This is a genomic window from Streptomyces afghaniensis (assembly GCF_044327915.1).
Classification (GTDB): Bacteria; Actinomycetota; Actinomycetes; order Streptomycetales; family Streptomycetaceae; genus Streptomyces; species Streptomyces afghaniensis.
In genome coordinates, this window is sequence record NZ_JBIRGJ010000002.1 from 138,577 (window position 1) to 164,959 (window position 26,383).

The following is a 26,383-nucleotide window of genomic DNA, read 5'->3' on the forward strand; positions in this document are numbered from 1 at the left end:
AGTCGATCCTAGTGACGGGTTCCCGCCCCACGCAGGCCCTGAAGCCGACAATTCAGCGGGTGTCGAGCGCATGACGCCCGACCGGCGTCACAGGGTGTCGAGCGCCTTCACGTAGTCGTTCAGGTCGCGCGCGTCCGGCAGGCCGTTGACGACCGTCCAGCGCACGACGCCTTCCTTGTCGATGACGAAGGTGCCGCGCACGGCGCAGCCCTTGTCCTCGTCGAAGACGCCGTAGGCGCGCGAGACGTTGCCGTGCGGCCAGAAGTCCGAGAGCAGCGGGTACTCCAGGCCCTCCTGCTCGGCGAAGACGCGCAGCGTGTGGATGGAGTCGTTGGAGACGGCGAGCAGCTGGGTGTCGCGGTCGGAGAACTGCGGCAGGTTGTCCCGCAGCTCGCACAGCTCGCCCGTGCACACGCCGGTGAAGGCGAAGGGGTAGAAGAGCAGCACCACGTTCTTCCGACCGCGGAAGTCGGACAGCTTCACGCTCGCGCCGTGGTTGTCCTTGAGCTCGAAGTCGGGGGCCTTCTCGCCGACCTGGATCGCCATCGCTGTGGGTGTCCCTTCATGGGGCTTCTGGAATGGGCCCCACCCTACGCAGGGACCGGCGCAGACGGGTGGGCGGGCCGACGATGCCGGCCCGCCCCGTCCGTACGGCTGACGTGTGGACGTGCCGTGCGGCTAACGCTTCGACTTGGCGGCTTTCGGCGTCGCCAGCCGGCTGCCGCTCCAGTCCTTGCCGACGCTGACGCTCTTGGACGCCGTCAGACCCGCCGTGGTGGCGGCTTCCGAGATGTCGCTCGGCTCCACATAGCCCGAACGGCCGGTCTTCGGCGTGAGGAGCAGGATCGCGCCGCCCTCTTCGATGTACGTGGTGGCATCGACCAGCGCATCCGTCAGGTCGCCGTCGTCGTCACGGAACCACAGCACAACGGCGTCGGCCACGTCGTCGTAGTCCTCGTCCACCAGGTCGCCCTCGACGATGCCCTCAATGGCCTCGCGGAGTTCCTGGTCCACGTCGTCGTCGTAGCCGATCTCCTGGACCACCTGCCCGGGCTGGAACCCCAGCCTGGCGGCAGGGTTCGTCCGCTCCTCCGCGTGGTCCGCGGTCGCGCTCACGGGTTGCCTCCTGATCATTTCTTGGGATGTCGGTACCCCCTGCTCCTGTGAGCTCGAGGGAATCTCAGCCACGCGCGTGCGCGAAGCATTGGCCGTAGTCCACACGGGCGGGGCGGATCGCGCAAGTACCCGGCCGTTCAGACCGCCGAAACGGTGACGATCCTGGCGGTGTCACCGCAACTCCAGGCACACCATCATGGCCCGAGGTGATGCACACCACACCTTTCTGCCCTGTTTGGGCGTTTGGGAATCGTCTGTGGGTACGAGACTCGAAGGTATTCGCCCCATACGTCACGGAGCCGGTCCCACGCCCGGGTTACCACTGGGTAGAGATGACGTTTACGGCCCCGAGGTGGACCATGGGGAGCGGCGCGGCCAGAGCGACACGACCGGCGACCCCAGCGAAACAGCGGCCCTCGCGGGCCCTCTGACAGGTAAGGAACAGCGTGGCTTCCGCATCCGATCGCAACCCGATCATCATTGGCGGCCTTCCGAGTCAGGTTCCTGACTTCGATCCCGAAGAGACGCAGGAGTGGCTCGACTCCCTCGACGCCGCCGTCGACGAGCGCGGCCGCGAGCGCGCCCGCTATCTGATGCTGCGGCTGATCGAGCGGGCCCGTGAGAAGCGCGTGGCCGTGCCGGAGATGCGCAGCACGGACTACGTCAACACCATCCCCACCAAGAGCGAGCCGTTCTTCCCGGGCAACGAGGAGATCGAGCGGAAGATCCTCAACGCGACCCGCTGGAACGCGGCCGTGATGGTGTCCCGGGCCCAGCGTCCCGGCATCGGCGTCGGCGGTCACATCGCCACGTTCGCATCCTCCGCCTCCCTCTACGACGTCGGCTTCAACCACTTCTTCCGCGGCAAGGACGAGGGCGACGGCGGCGACCAGGTCTTCTTCCAGGGGCACGCCTCGCCGGGCATCTACGCCCGCGCCTTCCTGCTGGACCGGCTCAGCGAGCAGCACCTGGACGGCTTCCGCCAGGAGAAGTCCAAGGCGCCGTACGGCCTGTCGTCGTACCCGCACCCGCGCCTCATGCCGGACTTCTGGGAGTTCCCGACGGTGTCGATGGGCCTCGGCCCGATCGGCGCGATCTACCAGGCGCGGATGAACCGCTACATGCACGCGCGCGGGATCGCCGACACCTCGAAGTCGCACGTGTGGGCGTTCCTCGGCGACGGCGAGATGGACGAGCCCGAGTCGCTGGGCCAGCTGTCCATCGCCGCCCGCGAGGGCCTGGACAACCTCACGTTCGTCGTCAACTGCAACCTGCAGCGCCTCGACGGCCCGGTGCGCGGCAACGGCAAGATCATCCAGGAGCTGGAGTCGATCTTCCGCGGTGCCGGCTGGAACGTGATCAAGCTGGTCTGGGACCGGACCTGGGACCCGCTGCTCGCCCAGGACCGCGACGGCGTGCTGGTCAACAAGATGAACACCACGCCGGACGGACAGTTCCAGACGTACGCCACGGAGACCGGCGCGTACATCCGCGACCACTTCTTCGGTGACGACCACCGCCTGCGCGCCATGGTCGAGGGCATGACCGACGACCAGATCCTGCACCTGGGGCGCGGCGGTCACGACCACAAGAAGATCTTCGCGGCGTACAAGGCGGCCGTGGAGCACAAGGGCCAGCCGACGGTGATCCTCGCCAAGACGATCAAGGGCTGGACGCTGGGCCCGAACTTCGAGGGCCGCAACGCCACGCACCAGATGAAGAAGCTGACGGTCGACGACCTCAAGCGCTTCCGCGACCGCCTGCACCTGCCGATCTCCGACAAGGAGCTGGAGTCCGGCGTTCCGCCGTACTACCACCCGGGCCCGGACTCGGAGGAGCTCCAGTACATGCACGACCGCCGCCGGGGCCTCGGCGGTTACGTCCCCACGCGCGTCGTGCGGTCCAAGCCGCTGCCGCTGCCCGAGGACAAGACGTACGCGACCGTGAAGAAGGGCTCGGGCCAGCAGTCGATCGCCACCACGATGGCCTTCGTACGCCTGCTCAAGGACCTCATGCGGGACAAGGAGATCGGCAAGCGGTTCGTGCTGATCGCGCCGGACGAGTACCGCACGTTCGGCATGGACTCGTTCTTCCCGAGCGCGAAGATCTACAACCCGCTCGGCCAGCAGTACGAGTCGGTCGACCGTGACCTGCTGCTCGCCTACAAGGAGGCGCCGAACGGCCAGATGCTGCACGACGGCATCTCGGAGGCGGGCTGCACGGCGTCCCTGATCGCCGCCGGCTCGGCCTACGCGACCCACGGCGAGCCGCTGATCCCGGTCTACGTCTTCTACTCGATGTTCGGCTTCCAGCGCACCGGCGACCAGTTCTGGCAGATGTCCGACCAGCTGGCGCGCGGCTTCGTCCTGGGCGCGACCGCCGGCCGGACGACACTGACCGGCGAGGGCCTCCAGCACGCCGACGGCCACTCGCAGCTGCTGGCCTCCACGAACCCCGGCTGCGTGGCGTACGACCCGGCGTTCGGCTTCGAGATCGCCCACATCGTGAAGGACGGCCTGCGCCGGATGTACGGCGGCTCCGAGGAGCACCCGCACGGCGAGGACGTCTTCTACTACCTGACCGTCTACAACGAGCCCATCCAGCACCCGGCCGAGCCCGAGAACGTGGACGTCGAGGGCATCCTCAAGGGCGTCTACCGCTTCAGCGAGGGCACCGGCGGCTCGATCCCGGCGCAGATCATGGCGTCGGGTGTCGCGGTGCCGTGGGCGGTCGAGGCGCAGAAGATCCTGGCCGAGGAATGGAACGTCAAGGCCGACGTCTGGTCGGCGACCTCCTGGAACGAGCTGCGGCGCGAGGCCGTGGCCTGCGAGGAGCACAACCTGCTGCACCCGGAGGAGGAGCAGCGGGTGCCGTACGTGACGCGGAAGCTGGCGGGCGCGGAGGGCCCGGTCGTGGCCGTGTCCGACTGGATGCGATCGGTGCCGGACCAGATCGCGCGCTGGGTGCCGCAGACGTACCAGTCGCTCGGCGCGGACGGCTTCGGCTTCGCGGACACGCGGGGCGCCGCCCGCCGCTTCTTCCACATCGACGCGCAGTCGATCGTGGTGGGGGTGCTGACCGAACTGGCCCGTGAGGGCAAGGTCGACCGGTCGGTGCTCAAGCAGGCCATCGACCGGTACCAGCTGCTCGACGTGTCGGCGGCCGACCCGGGGGTCGCGGGCGGCGACGCATAACGCGTCAGGCCCTGTCAAGGGGTGGTGAGCCTCACGGGTACACCGTGGGCACACCACCCCTTCACCTTTTCTACGATTCGGCCATGCAGCAGAAGTCGGCCCAACTCCGTTGGGAACAGCACACGCAGCGGCCCCTCTTCGGCCTGGCCCTGGCCTTCGCCGTCGCCTATGCCGTGCCGATCGTCCGGCCCGACGCGAGCCGGGACGTGGTGGACGTGTGCACGGCCGTCGAGTGGGTGGTCTGGGGCGCGTTCGCGCTCGACTACGTCATACGGCTCGCGCTCGCCGAGCGGCGGCTGGTGTTCGTACGGACGCACTGGCTCGACCTGGGCGCGGTGTTGCTGCCGATGATTCAGCCGATGCGGTTGCTGCGGCTGGTGTCGACGCTGCTGCTGGTGGGGCAGCGGGCGCGGATGGCCTCGCAGATAAGGCTCACGACGTACGTCGCCGGTGCGGTGGTCGGGCTGCTGATGTTCGGGTCGCTGGCCGTGCTGTCGGTGGAGCGGGATTCGCCGGACGGGAACATCCGGACGCTGGGTGACGCGGTGTGGTGGTCGTTCACGACGATGACGACCGTGGGGTACGGGGATCACGCGCCGACGACCGGGCTCGGGCGGATGCTCGCGGTCGGGTTGATGCTGTCCGGGATCGCCCTGCTGGGTGTGGTCACGGCGAACATCGCGGCCTGGTTCATCGCGCGGTTCGACAAGGACGACGTGGAGGAGCGGCGGCAGACGGAGGCCATACGGGAGCTGACGGAGGAGGTCCGGGCGTTGCGGGGGGAGTTGGCGGCGCTGAAGGGAACGTCGGTGGAGTGACATGAAGGTGGGCCCCCGGCTCGACGCCGGAGGCCCTTCCCTCACTTCCCCGGGCGGGGACGGCATGGGGTCAGAACAGCATGCCGTTGCCCGGGGTTGTCGCTCCGGCCAGCCAGATGACGGCCAGAAGCGTGTCGATGGCGCCCAGGATCAGGGCGACCACGGCCGTGGCCGGGCGGGAGCCCGCCCACGTGCGGCCCATGGCGAGCCAGCCGCAGACGATCGCCACAGGGCCGAGGATGATCCCCAGCACGAAGAATCCGGCGACCGCGCAGATGACTCCGATGATTCCGAGCGTCGCGCGATCCGGCCCGGTCCGTGACCACGTCCGGCCACGTGAGCGGGGGTGCCTGCGCGTACCGTGTCCGAAGCTCGCCATCATCAACTCCCGTAAACCCTCAGTCGGTTGGGGTTCGGTTCGGGTACGACATGGCGAGTACCCCCACAACGGGCCTCAATCACGCTGCTTGCGCGCTGCCCCCCTCCGGCAGCGCGCCGCAGCGTCCGTCCTCCATGCCCTGCGGAGGACTTGACCCACTGTGACCTGCGATGCCCGCCGGAGGGGAGTGGTCGGCGGTCTTGTTCACCCTGATAGGCGAACGCCCGGAAAAAGACCGTCAGATGTGCGCCGCGCCCGCGCCGGCGCCCGCGTTCTCACCGCGCTTGGTGAGGAACGCCACCAGCACCGCCACCACGGCGACGCCGGCGGCCACGAGGGACGCCGCGCTCATGCCGGAGATGAACGTGTCGTGCGCGACGCCCGTGATCTTCGCGGCGATCGCGTCCGGCGTGCCCGGCGCCACCGGCGGGACACCGACCTGGACCGCCTCGGACGCCTGGTGCTCCTGCTCCGGCGTCAGCGGCGGAAGCCCGGCCTTCGTCCAGTTGCCCGCGAGGTCGCTGTTGACCTTGGAGGCCATCACGGCGCCCAGCACGGCCGTGCCGAGGCTGCCGCCGATCTGCATGGCGGCCTGCTGAAGACCGCCCGCCACGCCCGACAGCTCCATCGGGGCGTTGCCGACGATGACTTCGGTGGCGCCGACCATGACCGGTGCGAGGCCGAGGCCGAGCAGCGCGAACCAGAGCGACATGATGCCGCTGCCGGTGTCCGTCTCCAGCGTCGACATCCCGTACATGGCGATCGCCGTGAGCGCCATACCGCCGGCCAGCGGCACGCGGGGGCCGAACTTGGTGATCATCGCGCCGGCGAGCGGCGAGCCGACGATCATCATGCCGGTGAGCGGCAGCAGGTGCAGACCGGCGTCGATCGGGCTCATGCCGTGCACGTTCTGGAGGTAGAACGTCACGAAGAACAGGCCGCCCATGAAGGCGATGGCCATCAGGACCATCAGCACGACACCCGCGGACAGCGCCACGGAGCGGAACAGCGCGAGCGGGATCAGCGGCTCCTTCACCTTCGTCTCCCAGAAGGCGAACAGCGCGAAGCCCAGCACGGAGGCGCCGAGGAACGCCAGCGTCTTGGGATCGCCCCAGCCCCACTCGGACGGCGGGGCCTTGATGAGCGCCCACACCAGGCAGAACACGGAGGTCGACAGCAGGGCGATGCCCAGGACGTCGAAGGAGCGCGGGGCGTTCTCGGCGCGGTGGTCGAGCAGGATCCAGACGCCGAGGACGACGGCGAGGACACCGACCGGCACGTTGATGAAGAACACCGACTGCCAGTTGACGTGCTCGACGAGCACACCGCCGAGGATCGGGCCGCCGGCGGTGGACGCGCCGATGACCATGCCCCAGATGCCGATCGCCATGTTCAGCTTCTCGGCCGGGAAGGTGGCCCGCAGCAGGCCGAGCGCGGCCGGCATCAGCAGCGCGCCGAAGAGACCCTGGAGGACGCGGAAGGTGACGACCAGCGCGATGCTGTCGGACAGACCGATGGCCCCCGAGGCGGCGGCGAAGCCGACGACGCCGATGAGGAAGGTCTGCCGGTGACCGAAGCGGTCGCCGAGCTTGCCCGCGGTGATCAGCGAGACCGCGAGGGCGAGGAAGTATCCGTTGGTGATCCACTGGACCTCGGCGAAGGTGGCGCCGAGGTCCTTCTGTATCGCGGGGTTGGCTATGGCCACGATGGTGCCGTCGAGGGCCACCATCATGACCCCCACTGCGACGGTGATGAGGGTGAGCCAGGGGTGCCCTCGCAGCCCCTTGCCCGGCGTCGCGTCCGACGGCGCCGCCGGTGTCCCGCCCCCGGACCCCGTCGTGTCGATGGTGGTCTGACTAGTCATGCTCCGCAGGCTAGTGACAGCCACTGACAATTGACAAACCAATTCACAAGTCGGTAACTGACATGACACTTCCGTATAGCCTGAACTGGGCAAACCCTGCAGAGAAAGGCACCTCTTGAACCTGCGCGAACGCAAGAAACAGCGCACCCGGGACGCGCTGCTGCGGGCCGCCCTGGAACTGTTCGCCACGCGCGGGTACGAGGAGACGACCGTCGACGACATCGCCGCGGCCGTCGACGTCTCGCAGCGCACCTTCTTCCGCTACTTCGCCGGCAAGGAGGAGACGGCGTTCTACGTGCCGCGGCTCGCGGAGACCCAGGTCGTCGAGGCCGTACGGGCCCGGCCGCCGGGCGAGGCCCCGCTGGAGGCGCTGCGCCGGGCCGTGCTGGAGAGCTGGGACGGGATCAACGAGACGATCGAGGAGATCGTGCCGGTCGAGCTCCACATGCGCGTCTACCGGGTGATCGAGTCGACGCCCGCGCTGCTCGCTGCCCATCTGCGGCGGGCGGCGGAACTGGAGGAGGAGCTCGCACGCATCATCGCCGAACGCGAGGGGCTCGACGTGGACGCCGATCCGCGGCCCAGGATCGTCGTGGCCCTCTTCGGCGGAGTGATTCGTGTCACCGAGCGGCTGTGGTCCGCGGGGGACGACCTCACGCTCGAAGGAATGCGCCAACTCACCGCCACCTACCTGGATCAGGTGGGTCCCGCCCTGGCCGGGAACTGGCGTACGGAGTAGTCCCCTTAGCGCATCCACCGAAACGTGATCCCGGTCACTTGGTTAACGCGAGACCCTCTCGTTCTCCTAGTGTGTCCTTTCAGTGACTTCCTTCGACACCACCCCGCAACTGAACGTCTGGCGCGCACTGCTCGCTCTGGCCGTCGTGTTCGTGATGCTGGCGACCACCGGCTGGACGGCCCTGCGCAACCAGCGGGGCGACACGCCGCTCCAGGCCTCGCTCTCCGCCTGGGAGCACGGCCGGATCGGCGGTCACCGGCTGCCGGATCCGCAGTCCCAGCCGACGAAGCTGGCCCGTTTCTTCGCCTCGCTCACCGAGCGGGACCGCGCGAGCCTGGTCCGTGAGTATCCGCTCGCGGTCGGCAACATGAACGGCGCCCCGGTCGAACTGCGCTACCGCGCCAATCGCATCGCGCTCGGCCAGGCACGCAAGGTCGAGCGGGAACGCATGCACGACAGCCGTCTCACCCCGGCCGGGAAGCACGAGGCCGCCCGACGGATGCACCGCTACGACGACCTCATGGAGAAGGGCCGCCACATCCTTGCCTTCGATCCCGAGGGCTCGGGGCGGGTCGCGGAGGTCTTCGGCGACCTGCGCGAGGCGGACCGGGTCTCGGTCGTCGTCCCCGGCGTGGACACCAACCTGCTCACCTTCCAGCGCACCGAGCGCAAGTACTCGGCGCCCGTCGGCATGGCCGAGTCCCTGTACGCGGCCGAGCGGACAGCGAGCCCCGCGACCCGTACGGCCGTGATCGCCTGGGCCGACTACACGGCACCCAGCGGACTCGGCATCGACTCGGCCACGGGGTTGCGCGCCGAGGAGGGGGCCGTACGGCTGAACGCACTGGTGCGGGCGCTGCCGAACAGCGCGCCGGTCTCGCTGTTCTGCCACAGCTACGGCTCCGTGGTGTGCGGGGTCGCCGCGCACTCGCTGCCGGGCAGGGTGTCCGACATCGCGGTGGCCGGCAGCCCCGGCATGCGCGTCGAGAAGGCCACCCAGCTGCACACCACCGCCCGGGTGTGGGCGATGCGGGACGCCGACGACTGGATCCAGGACGTGCCCTACCTGGAGGTCGGCGGGCTGGGCCACGGGGCCGACCCGGTGTCCGCCGGGTTCGGTGCGCGGGTGCTGTCGGCGCAGGGTGCGAAGGGTCACGCCGGCTACTTCGAGCCGGGCACGGCAAGTCTGATGAATTTCGCAGAGATCGGCGTTGGCGCATACCGCTCGGTGCACTGCGCGCACGAAGAAGGCGTCTGCCGGACCGGTTTGTCCGGCACGGCCGCGGCCTGACGCGCGTAGAGGCGAAGAAACTGCGGTCTGCCCGGGAGGGGGACGGAGGAGCGCGTGCCGCATACGATGAGCCGCATGGGTGACGTACTGGCCGGATTTCATGCCGCCTGGGAGTTCGAGTCCGACTCCGTGCTCATCCGCTACGAACGGGGGATTCGAACACCCAAGCTCTTCCAGGCGCTCGGGGAACGGCGTGTGCCCCTGGACGCGATCGCCGGGGTGACACTGACCCGCGGGAAGCGGGGCACGGTGGTGCTGCGCGTCGAGCCGCGGCCCGGTGCGGATCCGTTGATGGAGGCGGCCGCCGGACAGCTCAAGGACAGCGGCGATCCCTACCGGCTGGTGCTGCCCGCCGACCGGGAGGTCCTCGCGGAGTACTACGCCGACGAGTTGCGGTCGCTGCTGACGGAGTCCGGGCCGGCGGAGCGGTTTCTCGTGGAGCCGCCGAAGGGGCCGTTGTCGTTCAAGGCGTACGACGGGAAGGCCACCTTCGACGGGCGGACTGTGAGCTTCCGGTGGTTCTGGACGGGGGCGTCGTCGGCGAAGTGGAAGGCCGGGGACCAGAACTTCTCCGTCGGGGAGCTCAACGGGGTGGAGTGGCGGTCGCCGGAGGTCTTCGAGGGGCACCTGCGGTTGCTGCGGCGGGATGCGGGTGAGTCCGCGGTGCAGGCCGACCAGGATCCGGCGGCGGTGGTGTTCGGGCTGGGGTACGGGCCTGTGCACGAGTCGCTGCCGTTCGCGGCGGCGGTGCTTTCCGCGGTGCGGACGTCCAGTCCGGTGGCCGCCGTTCCCGCGGCTGCGCCGCGCCGGGACCCTGCGGACATCGCCGAGCGGATCCGGCATCTCGGGGAGCTGCATCAGGCCGGGCTGGTGACGGATGAGGAGTTTTCGGTCAAAAAGGCCGAATTGTTGGCGGAGCTTTAGCGTCTGCCGGGTTCGGAGCGTTGGCGGGCGCGGGTTGTGCGTGGTTGTTCGCGCAGTTCCCCGCGCCCCTGAAAAGAGGGCCTCTCTACTCCCGGCCTGCTGAAGTGAACGCCATGTCCGCATAGCGGTTGCCCGCCACCTGGGCCGCGATGCCGTCCAGCAGGTCCAGTTGCTCCTCCGTCAGGATGATCCTGGTCGCCGCCGTGTTCTCCTCCACCCTGGAGGGCTTGCGGGTGCCGGGGATGGGGATGACCGGGAGGTCGCGGATCGTCGCCTGCTGCTGGACCCAGGCCAGGGCGATCTGGCCGAGGGAGGCGCCGTGGGCGTCGGCCACCGTGCGGATCAGCTCCAGCAGGGCCGCGTTGGCCGTCGCGTTCTCGCCCGTGAAGCGGGGCTGCTGGCGGCGGAAGTCGTCCGGCGTCAGGTCCTGTTCGGCGTTGGTGAAGGAGCCGGTCAGGAAACCGCGGCCGAGCGGGGAGTACGGAACCAGGGCCACGCCCAGGTCGCGGGCCGCCGGGACGACGTACGTCTCGATGTCACGGCTGAACAGCGACCACTCCGACTGCACGGCCGCGATCGGGTGCACCGCGTGGGCAGCGCGGAGTTCATCCGCCGTCACCTCGCTCAGGCCCAGGTGCTTGACCTTGCCCTCGCGGACCAGGTCGGCCATGGTGCCGACGCTCTCCTCGATCGGCACGTTCACATCGCGCCGGTGCATGTAGTAGAGGTCGATGACATCGACGTCGAGGCGCTTCAGGCTCTCCTCGACGGCCTGGCGGATGTAGGGCGGGTCGTTGCGGATGACGCGCCGTGTCGGGTCGTCCGCGGGGATCGACAGGGCGAACTTGGTCGCGATGACGACCTCGTCGCGGTGCGCCTTGAAGAACGGCGAGAGGAACCGCTCGTTCTCGCCGGCGCCGTACGCGTCGGCGGTGTCGTAGAAGGTGACGCCCAGTTCGAGCGCCCGTTCGAGGGTGGCCCGGGACGCGTCGGCATCTACGGGGCCGTAGGCGAAGCTCATGCCCATGCAGCCGAGGCCCTGGACGCCCACCTCCGGGCCGTTGTCGCCGAGCTTCGCCGTCGTGATCCTGCCGTCCGTCATCGGGACCTCTCCGACGCCAGGGCCCGCCCGGCGTCCGCGTAGAAACTGATCTTCCGGTCGAGCACGGCGAGCGTGCCCCGGAGTTCGTCGATCCTGGCCAGCACGTCCTCGCGGGTCGTCTTCAGCAGGTCGAAGCGCTCGCCGTAGGTGTGATCGCCCTCACGCACGAGTTCCGCGTACCTGACCATGTCGGCGACCGGCATGCCCGTCAGGCGGAGCTTGCCGACGAGGTCGAGCCAGTCGAGGTCGCGGTTGGTGTAGCGTCGCTGGCCGGTGTGGGACCGGTCGATGTGCGGCATCAGGCCGATGCGCTCGTACCAGCGCAGGGTGTGCGCCGTCAGGCCGGTCAGGGCGACGACCTCGCTGATCGTGTAGCGGTCCTCGCCGTCCGGACGCCGGTTCTGCTGGGGCGGGCCTGCGCAGGTGTCGGTCCTGGTACCCGTGGTCTCCATCACCGTCATGACCCCAACGCTAGAACCTTGGAGTGCACTCCAAGCAAGCGCCGACGGTAAGAAATCGGCAGGACGGCTCTTGATCCGGCTGGTTAGCGTAGGGCGTCATGTGTGTCGTACGCCGCGCCCTGCCCGAGGACGCCGAGGAAGTCCTCCGCCTGCGCCAGATCATGATCGACTCGTTGTTCGGTGACCCCTCCGCGGTCTGGCACGGGGAGTCGCTCCCCACGCTGAGGTCCAAACTGGGCGAGCCGGACGGGGACTTCACGGCGTTCGTCGTGGACCACCCGGACCGGCCGGGGGCGTTGGCGTCGCTGGTGGCCGGGACGATCGACTACCGCATCGGGAAGTCGGGCGAGCCGCGGGGCATGGTGGGGTTCGTCTTCAGTGTCGCCACCGATCCGTCCGCCCGGCGCCGTGGCTATGCGCGCGCGTGCATGACGACGCTGCTGGAGTGGTTCCGGGAGCGCGGCGCCCGGCGTGTGCAGCTCACCGCCTCGCCCGAGGCCGAGCCGCTGTACGTCTCCCTCGGCTTCCGGCCCAAGCCCGACCCCTTGCTGGAGCTGACGCTCTGAGCGCATAGGCTCGAACGCATGTCGCTGAAGAGCCTCGCGTTGATCGAGAACTGGCCGGTTCCCACCGCCGCGGCGGGTGTCGTACGGGCGGACGGCACCGTCCTGGGCACCCACGGACCGGCCGGACAGCGGTTCCCGCTCGCGTCGGTGACCAAGCCGCTCGCCGCCTACGCGGTGCTCGTCGCCTACGAGGAGGGGGCCGTCGAGCTCGACGAGCCCGCCGGTCCGGCCGGGTCGACGGTCCGGCACCTGCTCGCCCACACCTCGGGACTCGCCTTCGACGAGCACAAGGTCACGGCCCCGCCCGGGGAACGGCGGCTGTACTCGAACGCCGGCTTCGAGCAGCTCGGGGACCACGTCGCGAAGGCGACCGACATCCCGTTCGGGGAGTACCTGCGGCAGGCCGTGCTGGAGCCGCTGGGGATGACCTCGACGACCCTCGACGGCTCTCCGGCCAAGGACGGCGTGTCCACGGTCGAGGACCTGCTGCGGTTCGCGGCCGAGGTGCAGGCCCCGCGCCTGCTGGACCCCCGCACGGTCGCCGACGCGATGACCGTGCACTACCCGGGAACGAAGGGCGTCCTGCCGGGGTACGGCCACCAGAACCCCAACGACTGGGGGCTCGGCTTCGAGATCCGCGACTCCAAGTCGCCGCACTGGACGGGCTCCTCGTCCTCGCCGCGCACGTTCGGGCACTTCGGGCAGTCCGGGACGTTCCTGTGGATCGACCCCGACGCCCGCGCCGCGTGCGTCGCGCTGACGGACCGGGCGTTCGGGCCGTGGGCGATCGAGGCGTGGCCGGTATTCACGGACGCGGTGCTGGCCGACCTCTAGGCCCTACGGGGTCGTCATCTCCCAGACCAGCAGCTCCGTCTCCGTCATACCCTCGGCTTCCAGGGCCTTCGCGTCGGTGATCCGGGCCGCGTCGCCGGCGCCCAGCGTCTCGCCGTCCAGGCGTACCTCACCGTGTACGACGTGCACGTACGCGAACGCTGCGTCCGGTACGGCCGTGCGCTCCCCCGCCGCCAGGCGCCGTACGTGCAGCATCGCGCCGGCCTCCGGGACGGCGTAGGGCGTGGAGTCGGCGATGCCGTGGACGACCTCGTAGTACGGGTCGCCGCCGGGCCGGAGCGGGGCCAGCCACATCTGGACGAAGGTGAGGGGGCCGGGGCCGTCGTTGCGCTCCACGTGGCGCACTCCGCCCGCCGAGCTCAGCCGCTGCACGTCCCCGTGGCGCACCACCGACTCGTGCCCGGTGGAGTCCCGGTGGGTCAGCTCGCCCTCGACCACCCACGTCACGATCTCGGTGTGGCTGTGCGGATGCTCGTCGAAGCCGGCGCCGGGCGCCAGGTGCTCCTCGTTGCAGGCGATCACCGCGCCGAAACGGAGGTTGTCCGGGTCGTAGTGAGGCCCGAAGGAAAAGGCGTGCCGGCTCTCGATTCCGGCCGCCGGGTCACCGCCCTGGTAGCGCTCTTCGGCGCGCCGAATGTCCATCACGGAGTCCACCGTAGACCCGGCGACGCACCTACCCGTCCGGATAAGGCAGTCTTGTCCCGTGCCCGAACCCGAAACCAGCAAGAACCAGGCCGCAGCCCATGACGTCCATCCGCATGCCGCGACGCTGAAGCGGCTGGAGAAGTCGTCCGGATCGCTCGCCGCGCAGGCCATCGCGCGGATGGACGAGACGCTGCCCTGGTACCGGGCCATGCCCCCGGAGAACCGTTCCTGGATCGGTCTGGTGGCGCAGGCGGGTATCGCCGCCTTCACCGAGTGGTTCCGGCACCCGGAGGCCCCGCAGGCCATCTCCACCGACGTGTTCGGGACCGCGCCGCGCGAACTGACCCGGGCGATCACGCTGCGCCAGACCGTGGAGATGGTGCGCACCACCATCGAGGTCATGGAGTCCGCGATCGACGAGGTCGCGGCCCCGGGAGACGAGGGGGTGCTGCGCGAGGCCCTGCTCGTGTACGCCCGGGAGATCGCCTTCGCCACCGCCCAGGTGTACGCGCAGGCCGCCGAGGCACGCGGGGCCTGGGACGCCCGCCTGGAGTCCCTGGTCGTGAACGCCGTGCTCAGCGGCGAGGCCGACGAGGGCGCCGTGTCGCGTGCCGCCGCCCTCGGGTGGAACTCGCCCGAGCACGTGTGTGTCGTGCTCGGCACCGCACCCGACGGGGACAGCGAACTGACCGTCGAGGCCATACGGCGCGCGGCGCGGCACGCCAAGCTCCAGGTGCTCACCGGAGTGCTCGGCGACCGGCTGGTCGTCATCGCGGGCGGCAGCGACAACCCGCTGGCCGTCGCCAAGTCGCTCATCGGCCCGTTCGCCGCCGGGCCGGTCGTGGCCGGCCCGGTGGTGCCCGACCTCCAGGCCGCGACCCGGTCCGCGCAGGCCGCGGCGGCGGGCCTCAAGGCGTGTTCGGCCTGGCAGGACGCCCCGCGCCCGGTGCTGGCGGACGACCTGCTCCCGGAGCGGGCCATGGCCGGTGACCCCTCGGCCCGCGAGCAACTGGTGGAGGAGATCTACAGACCGCTGGAGGAGGCCGGGGCCGCGCTCCTGGAGACCCTCAGCGTCTATCTCGAACAGGCGAGCAGTCTCGAAGGCGCCGCGCGGATGCTGTTCGTGCATCCCAACACCGTCCGCTACCGGCTTCGACGTGTGACTGACGTCACCGGCTGGTCACCCTCCGATGTACGCTCTGCGTTCACACTGCGGATCGCGCTGATCCTGGGGCGTCTGGTCGATGGAGATCTCCAGCCCTAAGGTTTTGTCGGGGCTCGACAAAACCCCCTCGTGTTCTTCGTCCCTGTCCCCACGGGCGGCCGTGCCCGTCCCCAAGAGAGAGTGTGAGAGTGCTCGTACTCGTCGCTCCCGGCCAGGGCGCCCAGACGCCCGGCTTCCTGACTGAATGGCTCGACTTCCCCGGTGTCCGCGGTGCCCTCGAGGCCTGGTCGGACGCCGTGGGACTCGACCTGATCCGTTACGGCACCGAGGCCGACGCGGAGGAGATCCGCGACACCGCGGTGGCGCAGCCGCTGCTCGTCGCGGCCGGAATGGCGTCCGCGTCGATGCTGTTCGACGACCCGGCCGACCTCCCACGGAAGGTCGGCGCCGTCGCCGGGCACAGCGTCGGCGAGTTCACCGCGGCCTCGCTCGCCGGGGTGCTCCCCCACGAGGAGGCGCTCCGCCTGGTCCGCACCCGCGGGCTCGCCATGGCCGAGGCCGCCGCCGTCACCGAGACCGGCATGGCCGCCCTGCTCGGCGGCGACCCCGACGTGACGGTCGCGCACCTGGAGAAGCTCGGCCTGACCCCGGCGAACATCAACGGCGCGGGCCAGATCGTCGCGGCCGGCACCAAGGAGCAGCTCGCCGCGCTGGAGGCGGACAAGCCCGAGGGCGTGCGCAAGGTCGTCGCGTTGAAGGTGGCCGGCGCGTTCCACACGCACCACATGGCCCCCGCTGTCGAGACGCTGGCGAAGGCCGCCGCCGAGGCCCGGGGCACCGGTGACCCGAAGGTCACCTACGTCTCGAACAAGGACGGGCAGGCGGTCACCGCCGGCACCGAGGTGCTGGAGCGTCTGGTCGGCCAGGTCGCCAACCCGGTCCGCTGGGACCTGTGCATGGAGACCTTCAAGGAGCTCGGCGTGACGGCCCTGATCGAGGTGTGCCCCGGCGGGACCCTCACCGGCCTGGCCAAGCGTGCCCTGCCCGGCGTGCAGACGCTGGCCCTGAAGTCCCCCGCCGACCTCGACGCGGCTCGCGAGCTCATCGCCGAGCAGAGTGCTTAGAAGGAGCCCGAGAGCATGGCGAAGATCAAGCCCAGCAAGGGCGCCCCGTACGCGCGCATCCTCGGCGTGGGCGGCTACCGCCCGACCCGGGTCGTGCCGAACGAGGTGATCCTGGAGACGATCGAGTCGTCCGACGAGTGGATCCGCTCGCGCTCCGGCATCGAGACGCGGCACTGGGCCTCCGACGAGGAGACCGTCGCCGCGATGTCGCTGGAGGCCTCCGGCAAGGCCATCGCGGACGCGGGCATCTCCGTGGAGCAGATCGGCGGCGTGATCGTCTCGACCGTCTCGCACTTCAAGCAGACCCCGGCCGTCGCCACCGAGATCGCCGACAAGCTGGGCACCGACAAGGCCGCCGCCTTCGACATCTCGGCGGGCTGCGCGGGCTTCGGCTACGGCCTCACGCTCGCCAAGGGCATGATCGTCGAGGGCTCGGCGGAGTACGTCCTGGTGATCGGCGTCGAGCGGCTGAGCGACCTGACCGACCTGGAGGACCGCGCGACGGCCTTCCTGTTCGGCGACGGCGCCGGCGCGGTCGTGGTCGGCCCGGCCGAGGAGCCCGCGATCGGCCCGACCGTGTGGGGCTCGGAGGGCGACAAGTCCGAGACCATCAAGCAGACCGTGCCGTGGACGGACTTCCGCGACGGGACGGTCGAGAAGTTCCCCGCGATCACCCAGGAAGGCCAGGCGGTGTTCCGCTGGGCCGTGTTCGAGATGGCGAAGGTCGCCCAGCAGGCGCTGGACGCGGCCGGGATCACCGCGGACGACCTGGACGTCTTCATCCCGCACCAGGCCAACGTGCGGATCATCGACTCGATGGTGAAGACGCTGAAACTGCCGGAGCACGTCACGGTCGCCCGTGACATCCGCACCACCGGCAACACCTCGGCCGCCTCGATCCCGCTCGCGATGGAGCGGCTTCTGGCGACCGGCGAGGCGAAGAGCGGCGACACCGCGCTCGTCATCGGCTTCGGGGCGGGTCTCGTCTACGCCGCGACTGTCGTTACCCTCCCCTAGGCACTCCGTGCCGGATCATGCGGTCCGGCACGGGAGAAACACCTGCCACACCCTCTGGAACATCTACGAAGGAGCGCCGACATGGCCGCCACTCAGGAAGAGATCGTCGCCGGTCTCGCCGAGATCGTGAACGAGATCGCCGGCATCCCGGTTGAGGACGTCCAGCTGGACAAGTCCTTCACCGACGACCTGGACGTCGACTCGCTGTCCATGGTCGAGGTCGTCGTCGCCGCCGAAGAGCGCTTCGACGTCAAGATCCCGGACGAGGACGTCAAGAACCTCAAGACCGTCGGCGACGCGACCGACTACATCCTCAAGCACCAGGGCTGATCGGTCGATCAGGCCCTTGGGCTGACTGCCCCGCCACCCGGCGGTGGCGCCGCTTAATCCTCGTATCCGTTGGAGAAAGAATTCCCGTGAGCCCGACCAATCGCACCGTGGTCGTCACCGGTATCGGCGCAACCACACCGCTGGGTGGCGACGTAGCCTCTACCTGGGAGGGCCTGGTCGCCGGACGTTCCGGCGTCAAGCCCCTGGAGCAGGAGTGGGCCGCCGAGCAGGCGGTCCGTATCGCGGCGCCCGTCGCCGTGGAACCGACCGAGGTCATCCCGCGGCCGCAGGCCCGCCGCCTCGACCGCTCGGCGCAGTTCGCGCTGGTAGCGGCCAAGGAGGCCTGGGCCGACGCCGGTTTCGAGGCGAAGGCCGGCGAGGACCCGGCCGTCGACCCGGACCGGCTCGGCGCGGTCATCGCCTCCGGCATCGGCGGCGTGACGACGCTGCTCGACCAGTACGACGTGCTCAAGGAGAAGGGCGTCCGCCGCGTCTCCCCGCACACCGTTCCCATGCTGATGCCCAACAGCCCGTCGGCCAACGTGGGGTTGGCCGTGGGTGCCCGGGCGGGCGTGCACACGCCGGTGTCCGCCTGCGCCTCGGGCGCCGAGGCCATCGGCTACGCCATCGAGATGATCCGCACCGGCCGTGCCGACATCGTCGTCGCGGGTGGTACGGAGGCGGCGATCCACCCGCTGCCCATCGCCGCGTTCGGCAACATGATGGCGATGTCCAAGAACAACGACGACCCGCAGGGCGCGTCGCGTCCCTACGACGTGGCCCGCGACGGCTTCGTCCTCGGCGAGGGCGCCGGTGTCGTCGTCCTGGAGTCCGCCGAGCACGCCGCCAAGCGCGGGGCCCGGGTGTACGCCGAGGCGGTCGGGCAGGGCATCTCCGCCGACAGCCACGACATCGTGCAGCCGGAGCCGGAGGGGCGGGGCATCTCGCAGGCCCTGCAGAACCTGCTGGAGCGGACCGACCTGGATCCGGCGGAGATCGTGCACGTCAACGCGCACGCGACGTCGACGCCGGCCGGTGACATCGCCGAGCTGAAGGCGCTGCGGAAGGTGTTCGGTGACGACACCGACCACATCGCGGTGTCCGCGACGAAGTCGATGACCGGGCATCTGCTGGGTGGTGCGGGCGGTGTCGAGACGGTGGCGACCGTGCTCGCGCTGTACCACCGGGTGGCTCCGCCGACGATCAACGTGGAGAACCTCGACCCCGAGGCCGAGGCGAACGCGGATGTGGTGCGGGGCGAGGCCCGGAAGCTGCCGGTCGACGGGCGTATCGCCGCGTTGAACGACTCGTTCGGGTTCGGTGGGCACAACGTGGTGCTGGCGTTCCGGACGGTTTGATCGCTGAGCGTTGAATGGCCCGACCTCCCGCGAAGGGGGGTCGGGCCATTCGCCGTTTCTGTGACGTTGTGTGTCGAGTGCGGGGGCGTGGGGGTCGGTCGCGCAGTTCCCCGCGCCCCTAGAGGCTCACACCACCTGGTGGAGCCAGCGCACTGGGGCGCCTTCGCCCGCGTAGCGGAAGGGTTCCAACTCGTCGTCCCACGGCTTGCCCAGAAGTTTGTTGAGCTCTGCTTCCAGGTCCGTCTCGCCGCGCTGGCTGCGTTGCAGCGCCGCGCGCAGGCGGTCCTCGGGGATGAGGATGTCGCCGTGGATGCCGGTGACCGCGTGGAAGATGCCCAGGTCGGGAGTGCAGCTGTAGCGTTCGCCCTCGGCGGTGGGGCAGGGTTCCGCGGTGACCTCGAAGCGGAGGAGGTGCCAGCCGCGGAGTGCGGAGGCCAGCTTGGACGCCGTGCCGGCCTGGCCCTGCCAGGAGAACTCCGAGCGCCAGGTGCCCGGGGCGGCGGGCTGCCGGATCCAGTCCAGGCTGACGCGCGTACCGAGCACCCCGGCGACGGCCCACTCGACGTGCGGGCACAGCGCGCGCGGCGCCGAGTGCACGTACAGAACTCCACGTGTCGTCACCGGAACCTCCGGGCAGAGCGGGACATCTTGGAAACGGGCGGAACGGCTGTGACCGGGAGGGTCACGTTGATGGCGAGGCTACCGTGCGGTGACGCAAGGAGTGTGACGTACGGTCGGTCCCGGTGCCGGGAAACGCCTGCCATTCACCCAGGGGGACGCTTGTACGGGTGTGAGCCGTTGCACCTGATCGGTCGGGAACCCTCGTGCGTTGTTATTGGTTGGGGAGACAGGCACGGCGCGGCGAGGGGATGGACCAGGGATGCGGAAGCGAAGCCACCGCCCGCGCGTCGTTCTTGCCGTGGCCGTGGCGGCCGCCCTGGGTGCCGCCGGGTGTGACGCCGTCGGGGGCGACTCCCCCGCCCCGTCCGCCACCGCCGAGCCGTCCCCCAGGCCCACGCCCCTCTGGGACCGCAGCCCGGGTTCCGTCGCGGCCGTGGGCGACTCCATCACACGGGGTTTCGATGCCTGTGACGTGCTGTCGGACTGCCCGGAGGCGTCCTGGGCGACCGGGGCGAGCCCCGAGGTGGACTCCCTGGCCGTGCGGCTGCTGGGGCGGGCCGGGGCCGCGGAGCGGAGCTGGAACTACGCCGTGACCGGGGCGCGGATGGCGGACCTGCCCGGTCAGATCGCCCAGGCGGTGCGGCGGAAGCCGCAGCTGGTGACGGTGATGGTGGGGGCCAACGACGCCTGCCGGGCCACCCCCTCGGCGATGACTCCGGTGACCGAGTTCCGCGCCGACTTCGAGGACTCCCTGCGCTCCCTGCGCAAGGCGCTGCCCAAGGCCCAGGTGTTCGTGGCGAGCGTGCCGAACCTGAAGCGGCTGTGGTCGCAGGGGCGCACCAGCCCGCTGGGCAAGCAGGTCTGGCAGCTGGGCATCTGCCCGTCGATGCTGGGTGACGCGGACGCCGTGGACGCGACGGCGAACCTGCGGCGGAACACGGTGCAGAAGCGGGTGGAGGACTACAACAAGGTCCTGAAGGAGGTCTGCGCCGAGGACAAGCGGTGCCGCTACGACGGGGGCGCGGTGTACGACTACCGCTTCGGCACCGCCCAGTTGAGCCGCTGGGACTACTTCCACCCGAGCGTGAACGGACAGGCCCGGTTGGCGGAGATCGCCTACCGGACCGTCACGGCCGAGCGGCCCTGACCCAGGGCCTGACTTAGAGTTCCGCACATGAACGAACTCTTCGGCACACTTTCCGACGGCACGCCGGTGCACCGCTGGACCCTGGAGCGATCGGGCGTCCGGGTGCGGATCCTGTCGTACGGCGGAATCGTGCAGTCCGTCGAGGTGCCGGACCGCGTCGGACGGGCCGGGAACGTGGTGCTGGGGTTCCCCGGCCTCGACGGCTATCTCACGCACCCGGAGCCGTACCTCGGCGCCCTGGTCGGGCGGTACGCCAACCGGATCGCCGGTGCCCGGTTCCCGCTGGACGGGCGGACGTACGCACTCGAACCGAACAACGGGCCGAACGCGTTGCACGGTGGCGTACGTGGTTTCGACAAGCGGGTGTGGGAGGGGACGCCCGTCGAGCACGGTGTGCGGCTCGCGCGGGTCAGTCCGCACGGGGAGGAGGGCTTCCCGGGGCGCCTGGAGGTCTCGGCGACGTACACGCTCCAGGAGGGCGGTGCGCTGCGGATCGCCTACGAGGCGGTGACGGACGCGCCGACCGTGGTGAACCTGACGAACCACAGCTACTTCAACCTGGCCGGTTCCGGCGACGCGGGCGGTCACGAGCTGCGGCTGGCCGCCTCCCGGTACACGCCGGTGGACGCGGATCTGATCCCGACCGGCGGCCTGGACGACGTGACCGGCACGCGCTTCGACTTCCGCGAGGCGCGCAAGGTCGGTGCCGGCTACGACCACAACTTCGTGCTCGACAAGGGCGTGACGGACGTTCCGGAACAGGTCGCGGAGCTGCACGACCCGGCGTCCGGGCGGGTGCTGACGGTGGCGACCACCGAGCCCGGACTCCAGCTGTACACCGCCGACCATCTGGGCGAGCCGTTCGCGCCCGGCGACGGCATCGCGCTGGAGACCCAGCACTTCCCCGACTCCCCGAACCGGCCGGAGTTCCCGGGCACGGTGCTGCGGCCGGGCGAGGTGTACCGCTCGGAGACGGTGTACGGGTTCGGCGCACGCTAGCCGCTCGCGGCCGGGCAGACCACGAGCCCCGGTCCAGGGGTCAGGTCCCGGACCGGGGCTGCTCGGTGGGGAACTTGTCCCGGATCAGACGTTAATCGTCGCGGTGATCCTGCGGTCCGTGATCGAGCGCCCGACCTGGATCTCGTACGAACCCTTCACAAACGACCACGACATGGTCGTCTCGTCCCAGATCTCGAAGGCCCGGCGCGGCAGTTCGACGGTCGCCTCGACGCTCTCGCCGGGGCCGGCGTCCACGCCCGCGAAACCGGCCAGCCAGCGGGCCGGGCGGGTGGGGTCGGGCTCGCTGGGGGCGAGGTAGAGCTGGACGACCTCGTGGCCGGGGCGGTCGCCGGTGTTGCGGAGGCGGACCTTCGCGGTGGTCCGGTCGGCGGCGCCTTCGACCTCGACCGACTCGTAGATCCAGTCGGTGTAGCCGAGGCCGTGGCCGAAGGGATAGGCGGGGGTGCGGCCCTGCTTCTCCCAGGCGCGGTAGCCGATGAAGACGTCCTCGCCGTAGGGGAGTTCGCCGTCCGCCGGCACGACCCGGGTGACCGGGGCGTCGGTGAGGGAGCCCCAGGTGGTGGGCAGCCGGCCGCCGGGTTCGTGGGCGCCGGTGAGGACGTCGGCGAGGGCCGCGCCGCCCTCCTGGCCCGGGAACCAGGTGAGGAGCACGGCCGCGACGTCGTCGCGCCACGGCATCTCCACCGGGGAGCCGGCGTTGACGACCACGACGGTGTCCGGGTTGGCGGCGGCGACCGCGCGGACCAGGTCGTCCTGGCGGCCGGGCAGGCGCAGGTCCATGCGGTCGAAGCCCTCCGACTCGACGCGGTCGGTGGTGGCGACCACGACGACGGCCGTGTCGGCGGCGCGGGCGGCCTCGGCGGCCTCGGCGATCAGTTCGTCGGGGTCGCGCTGCGGGTCCTGGTGGGCGAGGGTGAAGCCGATGGTCCGCATGGGGTGGTCGCTGGGCGGCGGGACGGTGTAGGTCAGGGAGACCTCGACCGTTTCGCCCGTGGTCAGGTCGACCCGGGCGTGGGGCACCGGGGATCCGAAGAACGCCGCGAAGGGGTCGCCGTCCTCGGCGGGGCGCTGGACGTCGTCGAAGTACGTGGTGCCCGCGACGGTGAGCTGGAAGGGGCCGAGGCCCTTGATGCCGAAGGTGTGCGTGCCGGTCTCGCGCGGGGTGAAGGTGCCCGTCAGCTCGACGGTCGCCAGGGTGTCGTGGGTGACGCCGTCCGGGAGGTCGTCGCCCATCCACTGGATGTGGCCGCCGGCGGCCGAGCGGGTGCCGAGGACGGTGCCCTCGCTGTCGCGGCAGACGGCGCGCAGGTCGAAGCCCTGGTCGGCGACGGGGATTTCAGTGTTCGGGTCGGCGCCGAGGGCGTAGGTGAGACTGCCGTCGGGGAGGGCGGCGGTGAGGCCGTCGAGCGGGGAGACGGTCCGGGCGGGGAAGACGGTGGCGGAGCCGCCGCCGAGGACGCGGGCGTCGCGGGCGGCGGCGCCGATCAGCGCGATCCGGCCCGGTTTCAGCGGCAGCGCGCCGTTCTCGTTGCGGACGAGGACGAAGGAGCGGCGGGCGATCTCGCGGGCGAGCGACTCGCCGTGGACGGGCTCGGGCAGGTCGGTGACGGCCGGTTCGGCGCCCGCCAGGATGCCGACGCGGGCGGCGAGGCGCAGTACGCGGCGGACGGCCTCGTCGACCTGGGCCTCGTCGGCCCGGCCGTCCCGTACGGCCTGCGCGAGGGCCTCGCCGTAGACGGTCTGCGGGCCGGGCATGGCGATGTCGAGGCCGCCGGCGAGGGCGCCGGTGGTGGAGCGGGCGGCGGTCCAGTCGGAGACGTTGATCCCGTCGAAGCCCCACTCGCCGCGCAGGACCTCGTTGACCAGGTGGTGGTGCTCGGTCATCGTCGTGCCGTTGACCGTGTTGTAGGCGGTCATGATGCCCCAGGGGTGGGCGTTCTCGACGATCGCCTCGAAGGGGGCCAGGTACAGCTCGCGCAGGGCGCGTTCGCCGACGAGGTTGTTCACCGTGAGGCGGTCGGTCTCGGCGTCGTTGGCGACGAAGTGCTTGACGGTGGTGCCGACGCCGCCGGACTGGACGCCGCGGACGTACTCCGTGCCGATCCGGCCCGTGAGGTACGGATCCTCGCTGTAGGCCTCGAAGTGGCGGCCGCCGAGCGGGGAGCGGTGCAGGTTGACCGTGGGGGCGAGCAGCACGTGGACGCCCTTGCGGCGGGCCTCCTGGGCCAGCAGCACGCCGGCCCGGTGGGCGAGCCCCGGGTCCCAGGTGGCGGCGAGGGCGGTCGGTGAGGGCAGGGCGACGGACGGGTCGTCGGCGCTCCAGTGCACCCCACGGACGCCGATCGGGCCGTCGGACATGACCAGTGAGGCCAGTCCGGCCTCCGGCAGCGCGGGCAGGCTCCACATGTCCCGGCCGGCCAGGAGCCGTGTCTTGGCGTCCAGGTCGAGCTTGCCGAGGGCGGCCTCGACCGCCGCCTCGCGCCGTACCTCTGCTGTCTCCGCCACGTCGGCACCTCCACGTCGAAAGCCGCTGGACGTCACCATCGTGCCCTGATCGCCTGTGACGCGGTAGGTTTCGTTATGCGCTCGTAACAGTGTGCGGTTCGGCATGTCGTACGGTGACGCCATGAGGGCCAGGACCAGGAGCGAGGAACGGCGCGCGGAGATCGTGCGGGCCGCTCTGGAGGTGATCGCCGAGCGCGGCTACCGGGGAGCCAGCCTGGCCGCGGTCGCCGAACGGGTCGGGCTCACCCAGCAGGGGCTGCTGCACCACTTCCCGACCAAGGAGGCGCTGCTGGTCGCGGTGCTCCGGGAGCGGGACCGCTGGGACGCGATGCCCGCCGGCCGGCTGCGGCTGGACCTGCTGGCCTCGCTCGTCGAGTACAACGCGATGCGTCCCGCCATCATCCAGACCTTCTCGGCGCTGCTCGGCGAGAGCGTCACGGAGGACCATCCGGCGCGCGCGTACTTCACGGAGCGCTACGTCGGGGTGCGCGAGGGCATGGCCGAGGTGCTGCGCGCCGAGTACGGCGACCGCCTGCCGAGCGGCCTCACCCCCGAGCGTGCCGCGCCCCTCCTCGTGGCGGTCTTGGACGGCCTTCAGTACCAGTGGCTGCTGGACCCGGAGTCGGTCGACATGGCGTCCGCGTTCCGGGACTTCCTGACGCTGCTGGGCGAGAACTGACGGACTGGCCTAGCGGACCGGCCTAGCGGACCGGGACGGCGGCCACGACCTCGACCTCGACGAGGGCCTCCGGGCGGAAGAGCCGGGAGACCTCGAAGGTCATGCTGGTCGGCGGGGTCCCGGTGAGGAACTGCCGTCGCACGGTGCCGTACTCCTCCAGCTTCGCGATGTCGGTCAGGTACGTGCGGATGCTGACCACGTCGGCCAGGGAGGCGCCGTGTGCCTCCAGCAGTGCGGCGAGGGTCTCGAAGACGCCCCGGGTCTGCTCGGTGAGGGTGTCCCCCTCGGCGATCTGGCCGGAGACGAACAACAGGGCGCTGCCGTCGGCGTGTTCGATGCGGGCGACCTGGGAGTAGTACGGGCTGAGGGGCTGGGGTGCGGAGGCGGGGTTGTCCAGCGTGATCTGCATGCCGTCGACGCTAGGCGGGGTGCCAGTGATGCGACAAGCGAATGTCTAGCATGGCCGCCATGCCGTACACGCATGACGAGATACCCGACCTCTCCACCGTCTGGCTGCGGGCGTTCCTGGAGGTCGCCCGGCACGGCTCGTTCACCGGGGCCGCCCGGGCGCTCGGCTGGACTCAGTCGGCGGTGTCCCGCCAAGTCGCCTCACTGGAGGCCGCGTTGGGCGGCGCTCCGCTCTTCGACCGGCTGCCGCGCGGGGTACGGCTGACGGAGGCGGGGCGGCTCCTGGTGCCGCACGCCGAGACGGTCGCCGCCGCGCTGCACGACGCCCGGCGCGACCTCGACGCCCTGCGCGAGGCGGCCGGGGGACGGCTCCGGTTCGGCGCCTTCGCCACCGCCGACGCGGCCCTGGTGCCGCACGCCCTGGCCCTCTTCCGCGCCCGCCACCCCCGGGTCCGCCTCACCCGCGAGGAGGGCTTCACCTCCGCTCTTCTGGACCGGCTGACGGCCGGTCACCTGGACCTCGCGATCGTGTCGACGACCGGTCGCGCCCCACTGGAGGCGTACGAACTCCACCATCTCCTCGACGAGCCGCTGTACGTCGCCGTCCCCGCCGGGCATCCGCTCGCCGGTCACGAAGGCCCGGTGCCGCTCGGCCGGTTCGCCGACGCCGACTGGATCGGCGGCAGCGCGCGACCCGAAGGCACCCTGCTGGACGCGGCCCTGCGCCAGGGCTTTCGCCCGCATGTCGCCCACGTCGTCGGTGAGTGGACCGCGAAGCAGGGCTATGTCGCCGCCGGGCTCGGTGTGACGCTCGTCCCGGCGCTCGCCGCCGAGGCCGTCCGCCCGGACATCAGGCTGCTGCGGGTGCTCGACGAGGGCGCTCCGGCCCGGGCGGTGTACGCGGCGACCGTGCGAGGCCGGTCCCTGACCCCGGCGGCCGTGGCCTTCCTCGACGCGCTGCGGGAGGCGGCGGCGAAGGTCCCCTCCTGAGCCCCACCCATGGCGTAGACCACTCCCGCCACGCGATACTGCGGCCGTCCGGCACCACTCAGCGCACC

The 26,383-nt window shown here is 70.7% G+C and carries 26 protein-coding genes; 16 read left to right on the forward strand and 10 right to left on the reverse strand.

Features of this window, described 5'->3' with window-relative positions; all coding sequences use genetic code 11:
• Positions 1–87: 87 nt before the first annotated feature.
• Together ACH4G3_RS06910 and ACH4G3_RS06915 are read right to left on the reverse strand one after the other, a co-directional pair.
• Complete coding sequence (locus tag ACH4G3_RS06910) at positions 88–546, reverse strand: peroxiredoxin (RefSeq protein ID WP_010048511.1); 459 nt, start codon at positions 544–546, stop codon at positions 88–90.
• 132 nt (positions 547–678) lie between these two features.
• Complete coding sequence (locus ACH4G3_RS06915; protein WP_010048512.1) at positions 679–1,116, reverse strand: DUF3052 domain-containing protein; 438 nt, start codon at positions 1,114–1,116, stop codon at positions 679–681.
• A 446-nt stretch (positions 1,117–1,562) separates the two neighbouring features.
• On the opposite strand from ACH4G3_RS06915, the gene aceE reads away from it, so the two are divergent.
• A complete protein-coding gene (aceE, locus tag ACH4G3_RS06920; RefSeq protein WP_397623508.1) occupies positions 1,563–4,310 on the forward strand; it encodes a pyruvate dehydrogenase (acetyl-transferring), homodimeric type in 2,748 nt (915 codons plus the stop codon).
• A gap of 83 nt (positions 4,311–4,393) precedes the next feature.
• Positions 4,394–5,128, forward strand: coding sequence for a potassium channel family protein (locus tag ACH4G3_RS06925; RefSeq protein WP_397623509.1), 735 nt, complete (start codon positions 4,394–4,396; stop codon positions 5,126–5,128).
• Positions 5,129–5,198: 70 nt separating this feature from the next.
• On the opposite strand, the gene ACH4G3_RS06930 is transcribed toward ACH4G3_RS06925, so the two are convergent.
• Both ACH4G3_RS06930 and ACH4G3_RS06935 read right to left on the reverse strand, forming a co-directional pair.
• The gene (locus ACH4G3_RS06930; protein ID WP_354735358.1) at positions 5,199–5,510 is read right to left on the reverse strand and encodes a small hydrophobic protein; all 312 of its coding nucleotides are present in this window, start codon (positions 5,508–5,510) and stop codon (positions 5,199–5,201) included.
• A 235-nt stretch (positions 5,511–5,745) separates the two neighbouring features.
• Positions 5,746–7,371, reverse strand: coding sequence for an MFS transporter (locus ACH4G3_RS06935; protein ID WP_397623510.1), 1,626 nt, complete (start codon positions 7,369–7,371; stop codon positions 5,746–5,748).
• 115 nt (positions 7,372–7,486) lie between these two features.
• Here ACH4G3_RS06935 and ACH4G3_RS06940 point away from each other — a divergent pair, with 115 nt between their 5' ends.
• From ACH4G3_RS06940 to ACH4G3_RS06950, 3 genes are all read left to right on the forward strand, one after another.
• Positions 7,487–8,110: a TetR family transcriptional regulator gene (locus tag ACH4G3_RS06940; protein WP_397623511.1), complete on the forward strand. Its 624-nt coding sequence runs from the start codon at positions 7,487–7,489 to the stop codon at positions 8,108–8,110.
• Between the two features lie 82 nt (positions 8,111–8,192).
• Positions 8,193–9,401, forward strand: a complete 1,209-nt coding sequence (locus ACH4G3_RS06945) for an alpha/beta hydrolase (RefSeq protein ID WP_397623512.1) — start codon at positions 8,193–8,195, stop codon at positions 9,399–9,401.
• Positions 9,402–9,467: 66 nt separating this feature from the next.
• Entirely contained in the window at positions 9,468–10,325 is an 858-nt protein-coding gene (locus ACH4G3_RS06950; protein ID WP_397624081.1) for a DUF4429 domain-containing protein, read from the forward strand.
• 85 nt (positions 10,326–10,410) lie between these two features.
• Here ACH4G3_RS06950 and ACH4G3_RS06955 read toward each other — a convergent pair whose 3' ends face one another.
• A complete protein-coding gene (locus ACH4G3_RS06955; protein ID WP_397623513.1) occupies positions 10,411–11,427 on the reverse strand; it encodes an aldo/keto reductase in 1,017 nt (338 codons plus the stop codon).
• Entirely contained in the window at positions 11,424–11,888 is a 465-nt protein-coding gene (locus ACH4G3_RS06960) for a MerR family transcriptional regulator (RefSeq protein ID WP_354735368.1), read from the reverse strand. Before ACH4G3_RS06960 ends, ACH4G3_RS06955 begins: the two co-directional genes overlap by 4 nt.
• Before the next feature lie 98 nt (positions 11,889–11,986).
• On the opposite strand from ACH4G3_RS06960, the gene ACH4G3_RS06965 reads away from it, so the two are divergent.
• Positions 11,987–12,454 (forward strand): GNAT family N-acetyltransferase, encoded by a 468-nt coding sequence (locus tag ACH4G3_RS06965; RefSeq protein WP_397623514.1) that lies wholly within the window; start codon positions 11,987–11,989, stop codon positions 12,452–12,454.
• A gap of 18 nt (positions 12,455–12,472) precedes the next feature.
• Positions 12,473–13,288, forward strand: a complete 816-nt coding sequence (locus ACH4G3_RS06970) for a serine hydrolase domain-containing protein (RefSeq protein ID WP_397623515.1) — start codon at positions 12,473–12,475, stop codon at positions 13,286–13,288.
• 3 nt (positions 13,289–13,291) lie between these two features.
• Here the strand turns inward: ACH4G3_RS06970 and ACH4G3_RS06975 are convergent, their stop codons facing one another.
• Positions 13,292–13,948 carry a pirin family protein gene (locus tag ACH4G3_RS06975; RefSeq protein WP_397624082.1) on the reverse strand — a complete coding sequence of 219 codons (657 nt, stop codon included), beginning with the start codon at positions 13,946–13,948 and terminating at the stop codon, positions 13,292–13,294.
• A 61-nt stretch (positions 13,949–14,009) separates the two neighbouring features.
• On the opposite strand from ACH4G3_RS06975, the gene fasR reads away from it, so the two are divergent.
• The 5 genes from fasR to fabF all read left to right on the forward strand — a co-directional run bounded on the left by fasR (position 14,010) and on the right by fabF (position 18,945).
• Complete coding sequence (gene fasR / locus ACH4G3_RS06980) at positions 14,010–15,215, forward strand: fatty acid biosynthesis transcriptional regulator FasR (protein WP_397623516.1); 1,206 nt, start codon at positions 14,010–14,012, stop codon at positions 15,213–15,215.
• Between the two features lie 89 nt (positions 15,216–15,304).
• On the forward strand, positions 15,305–16,240 hold the full coding sequence (locus tag ACH4G3_RS06985) for an ACP S-malonyltransferase (protein WP_397623517.1): 936 nt from the start codon (positions 15,305–15,307) through the stop codon (positions 16,238–16,240).
• 15 nt (positions 16,241–16,255) lie between these two features.
• Positions 16,256–17,257, forward strand: coding sequence for a ketoacyl-ACP synthase III (locus tag ACH4G3_RS06990; RefSeq protein WP_397623518.1), 1,002 nt, complete (start codon positions 16,256–16,258; stop codon positions 17,255–17,257).
• An 81-nt stretch (positions 17,258–17,338) separates the two neighbouring features.
• Entirely contained in the window at positions 17,339–17,587 is a 249-nt protein-coding gene (locus ACH4G3_RS06995; RefSeq protein ID WP_003989952.1) for an acyl carrier protein, read from the forward strand.
• Between the two features lie 86 nt (positions 17,588–17,673).
• On the forward strand, positions 17,674–18,945 hold the full coding sequence (gene fabF / locus ACH4G3_RS07000; RefSeq protein WP_037666980.1) for a beta-ketoacyl-ACP synthase II: 1,272 nt from the start codon (positions 17,674–17,676) through the stop codon (positions 18,943–18,945).
• Between the two features lie 126 nt (positions 18,946–19,071).
• Here fabF and ACH4G3_RS07005 read toward each other — a convergent pair whose 3' ends face one another.
• Positions 19,072–19,566, reverse strand: a complete 495-nt coding sequence (locus ACH4G3_RS07005) for a DUF3145 domain-containing protein (RefSeq protein WP_010048534.1) — start codon at positions 19,564–19,566, stop codon at positions 19,072–19,074.
• Positions 19,567–19,825: 259 nt separating this feature from the next.
• Here ACH4G3_RS07005 and ACH4G3_RS07010 point away from each other — a divergent pair, with 259 nt between their 5' ends.
• Complete coding sequence (locus ACH4G3_RS07010) at positions 19,826–20,713, forward strand: SGNH/GDSL hydrolase family protein (RefSeq protein WP_397623519.1); 888 nt, start codon at positions 19,826–19,828, stop codon at positions 20,711–20,713.
• A gap of 27 nt (positions 20,714–20,740) precedes the next feature.
• The gene (locus ACH4G3_RS07015; protein ID WP_397623520.1) at positions 20,741–21,712 is read left to right on the forward strand and encodes an aldose epimerase family protein; all 972 of its coding nucleotides are present in this window, start codon (positions 20,741–20,743) and stop codon (positions 21,710–21,712) included.
• 84 nt (positions 21,713–21,796) lie between these two features.
• Here ACH4G3_RS07015 and ACH4G3_RS07020 read toward each other — a convergent pair whose 3' ends face one another.
• Positions 21,797–24,277, reverse strand: a complete 2,481-nt coding sequence (locus ACH4G3_RS07020; RefSeq protein ID WP_397623521.1) for a beta-glucosidase family protein — start codon at positions 24,275–24,277, stop codon at positions 21,797–21,799.
• A gap of 64 nt (positions 24,278–24,341) precedes the next feature.
• On the opposite strand from ACH4G3_RS07020, the gene ACH4G3_RS07025 reads away from it, so the two are divergent.
• Entirely contained in the window at positions 24,342–24,917 is a 576-nt protein-coding gene (locus ACH4G3_RS07025) for a TetR/AcrR family transcriptional regulator (protein ID WP_397623522.1), read from the forward strand.
• Positions 24,918–24,939: 22 nt separating this feature from the next.
• On the opposite strand, the gene ACH4G3_RS07030 is transcribed toward ACH4G3_RS07025, so the two are convergent.
• Positions 24,940–25,326 carry a RidA family protein gene (locus ACH4G3_RS07030; RefSeq protein WP_354735392.1) on the reverse strand — a complete coding sequence of 129 codons (387 nt, stop codon included), beginning with the start codon at positions 25,324–25,326 and terminating at the stop codon, positions 24,940–24,942.
• A 50-nt stretch (positions 25,327–25,376) separates the two neighbouring features.
• On the opposite strand from ACH4G3_RS07030, the gene ACH4G3_RS07035 reads away from it, so the two are divergent.
• Complete coding sequence (locus ACH4G3_RS07035) at positions 25,377–26,315, forward strand: LysR family transcriptional regulator (RefSeq protein WP_397623523.1); 939 nt, start codon at positions 25,377–25,379, stop codon at positions 26,313–26,315.
• The last annotated feature ends 68 nt before the right edge of the window (positions 26,316–26,383 follow it).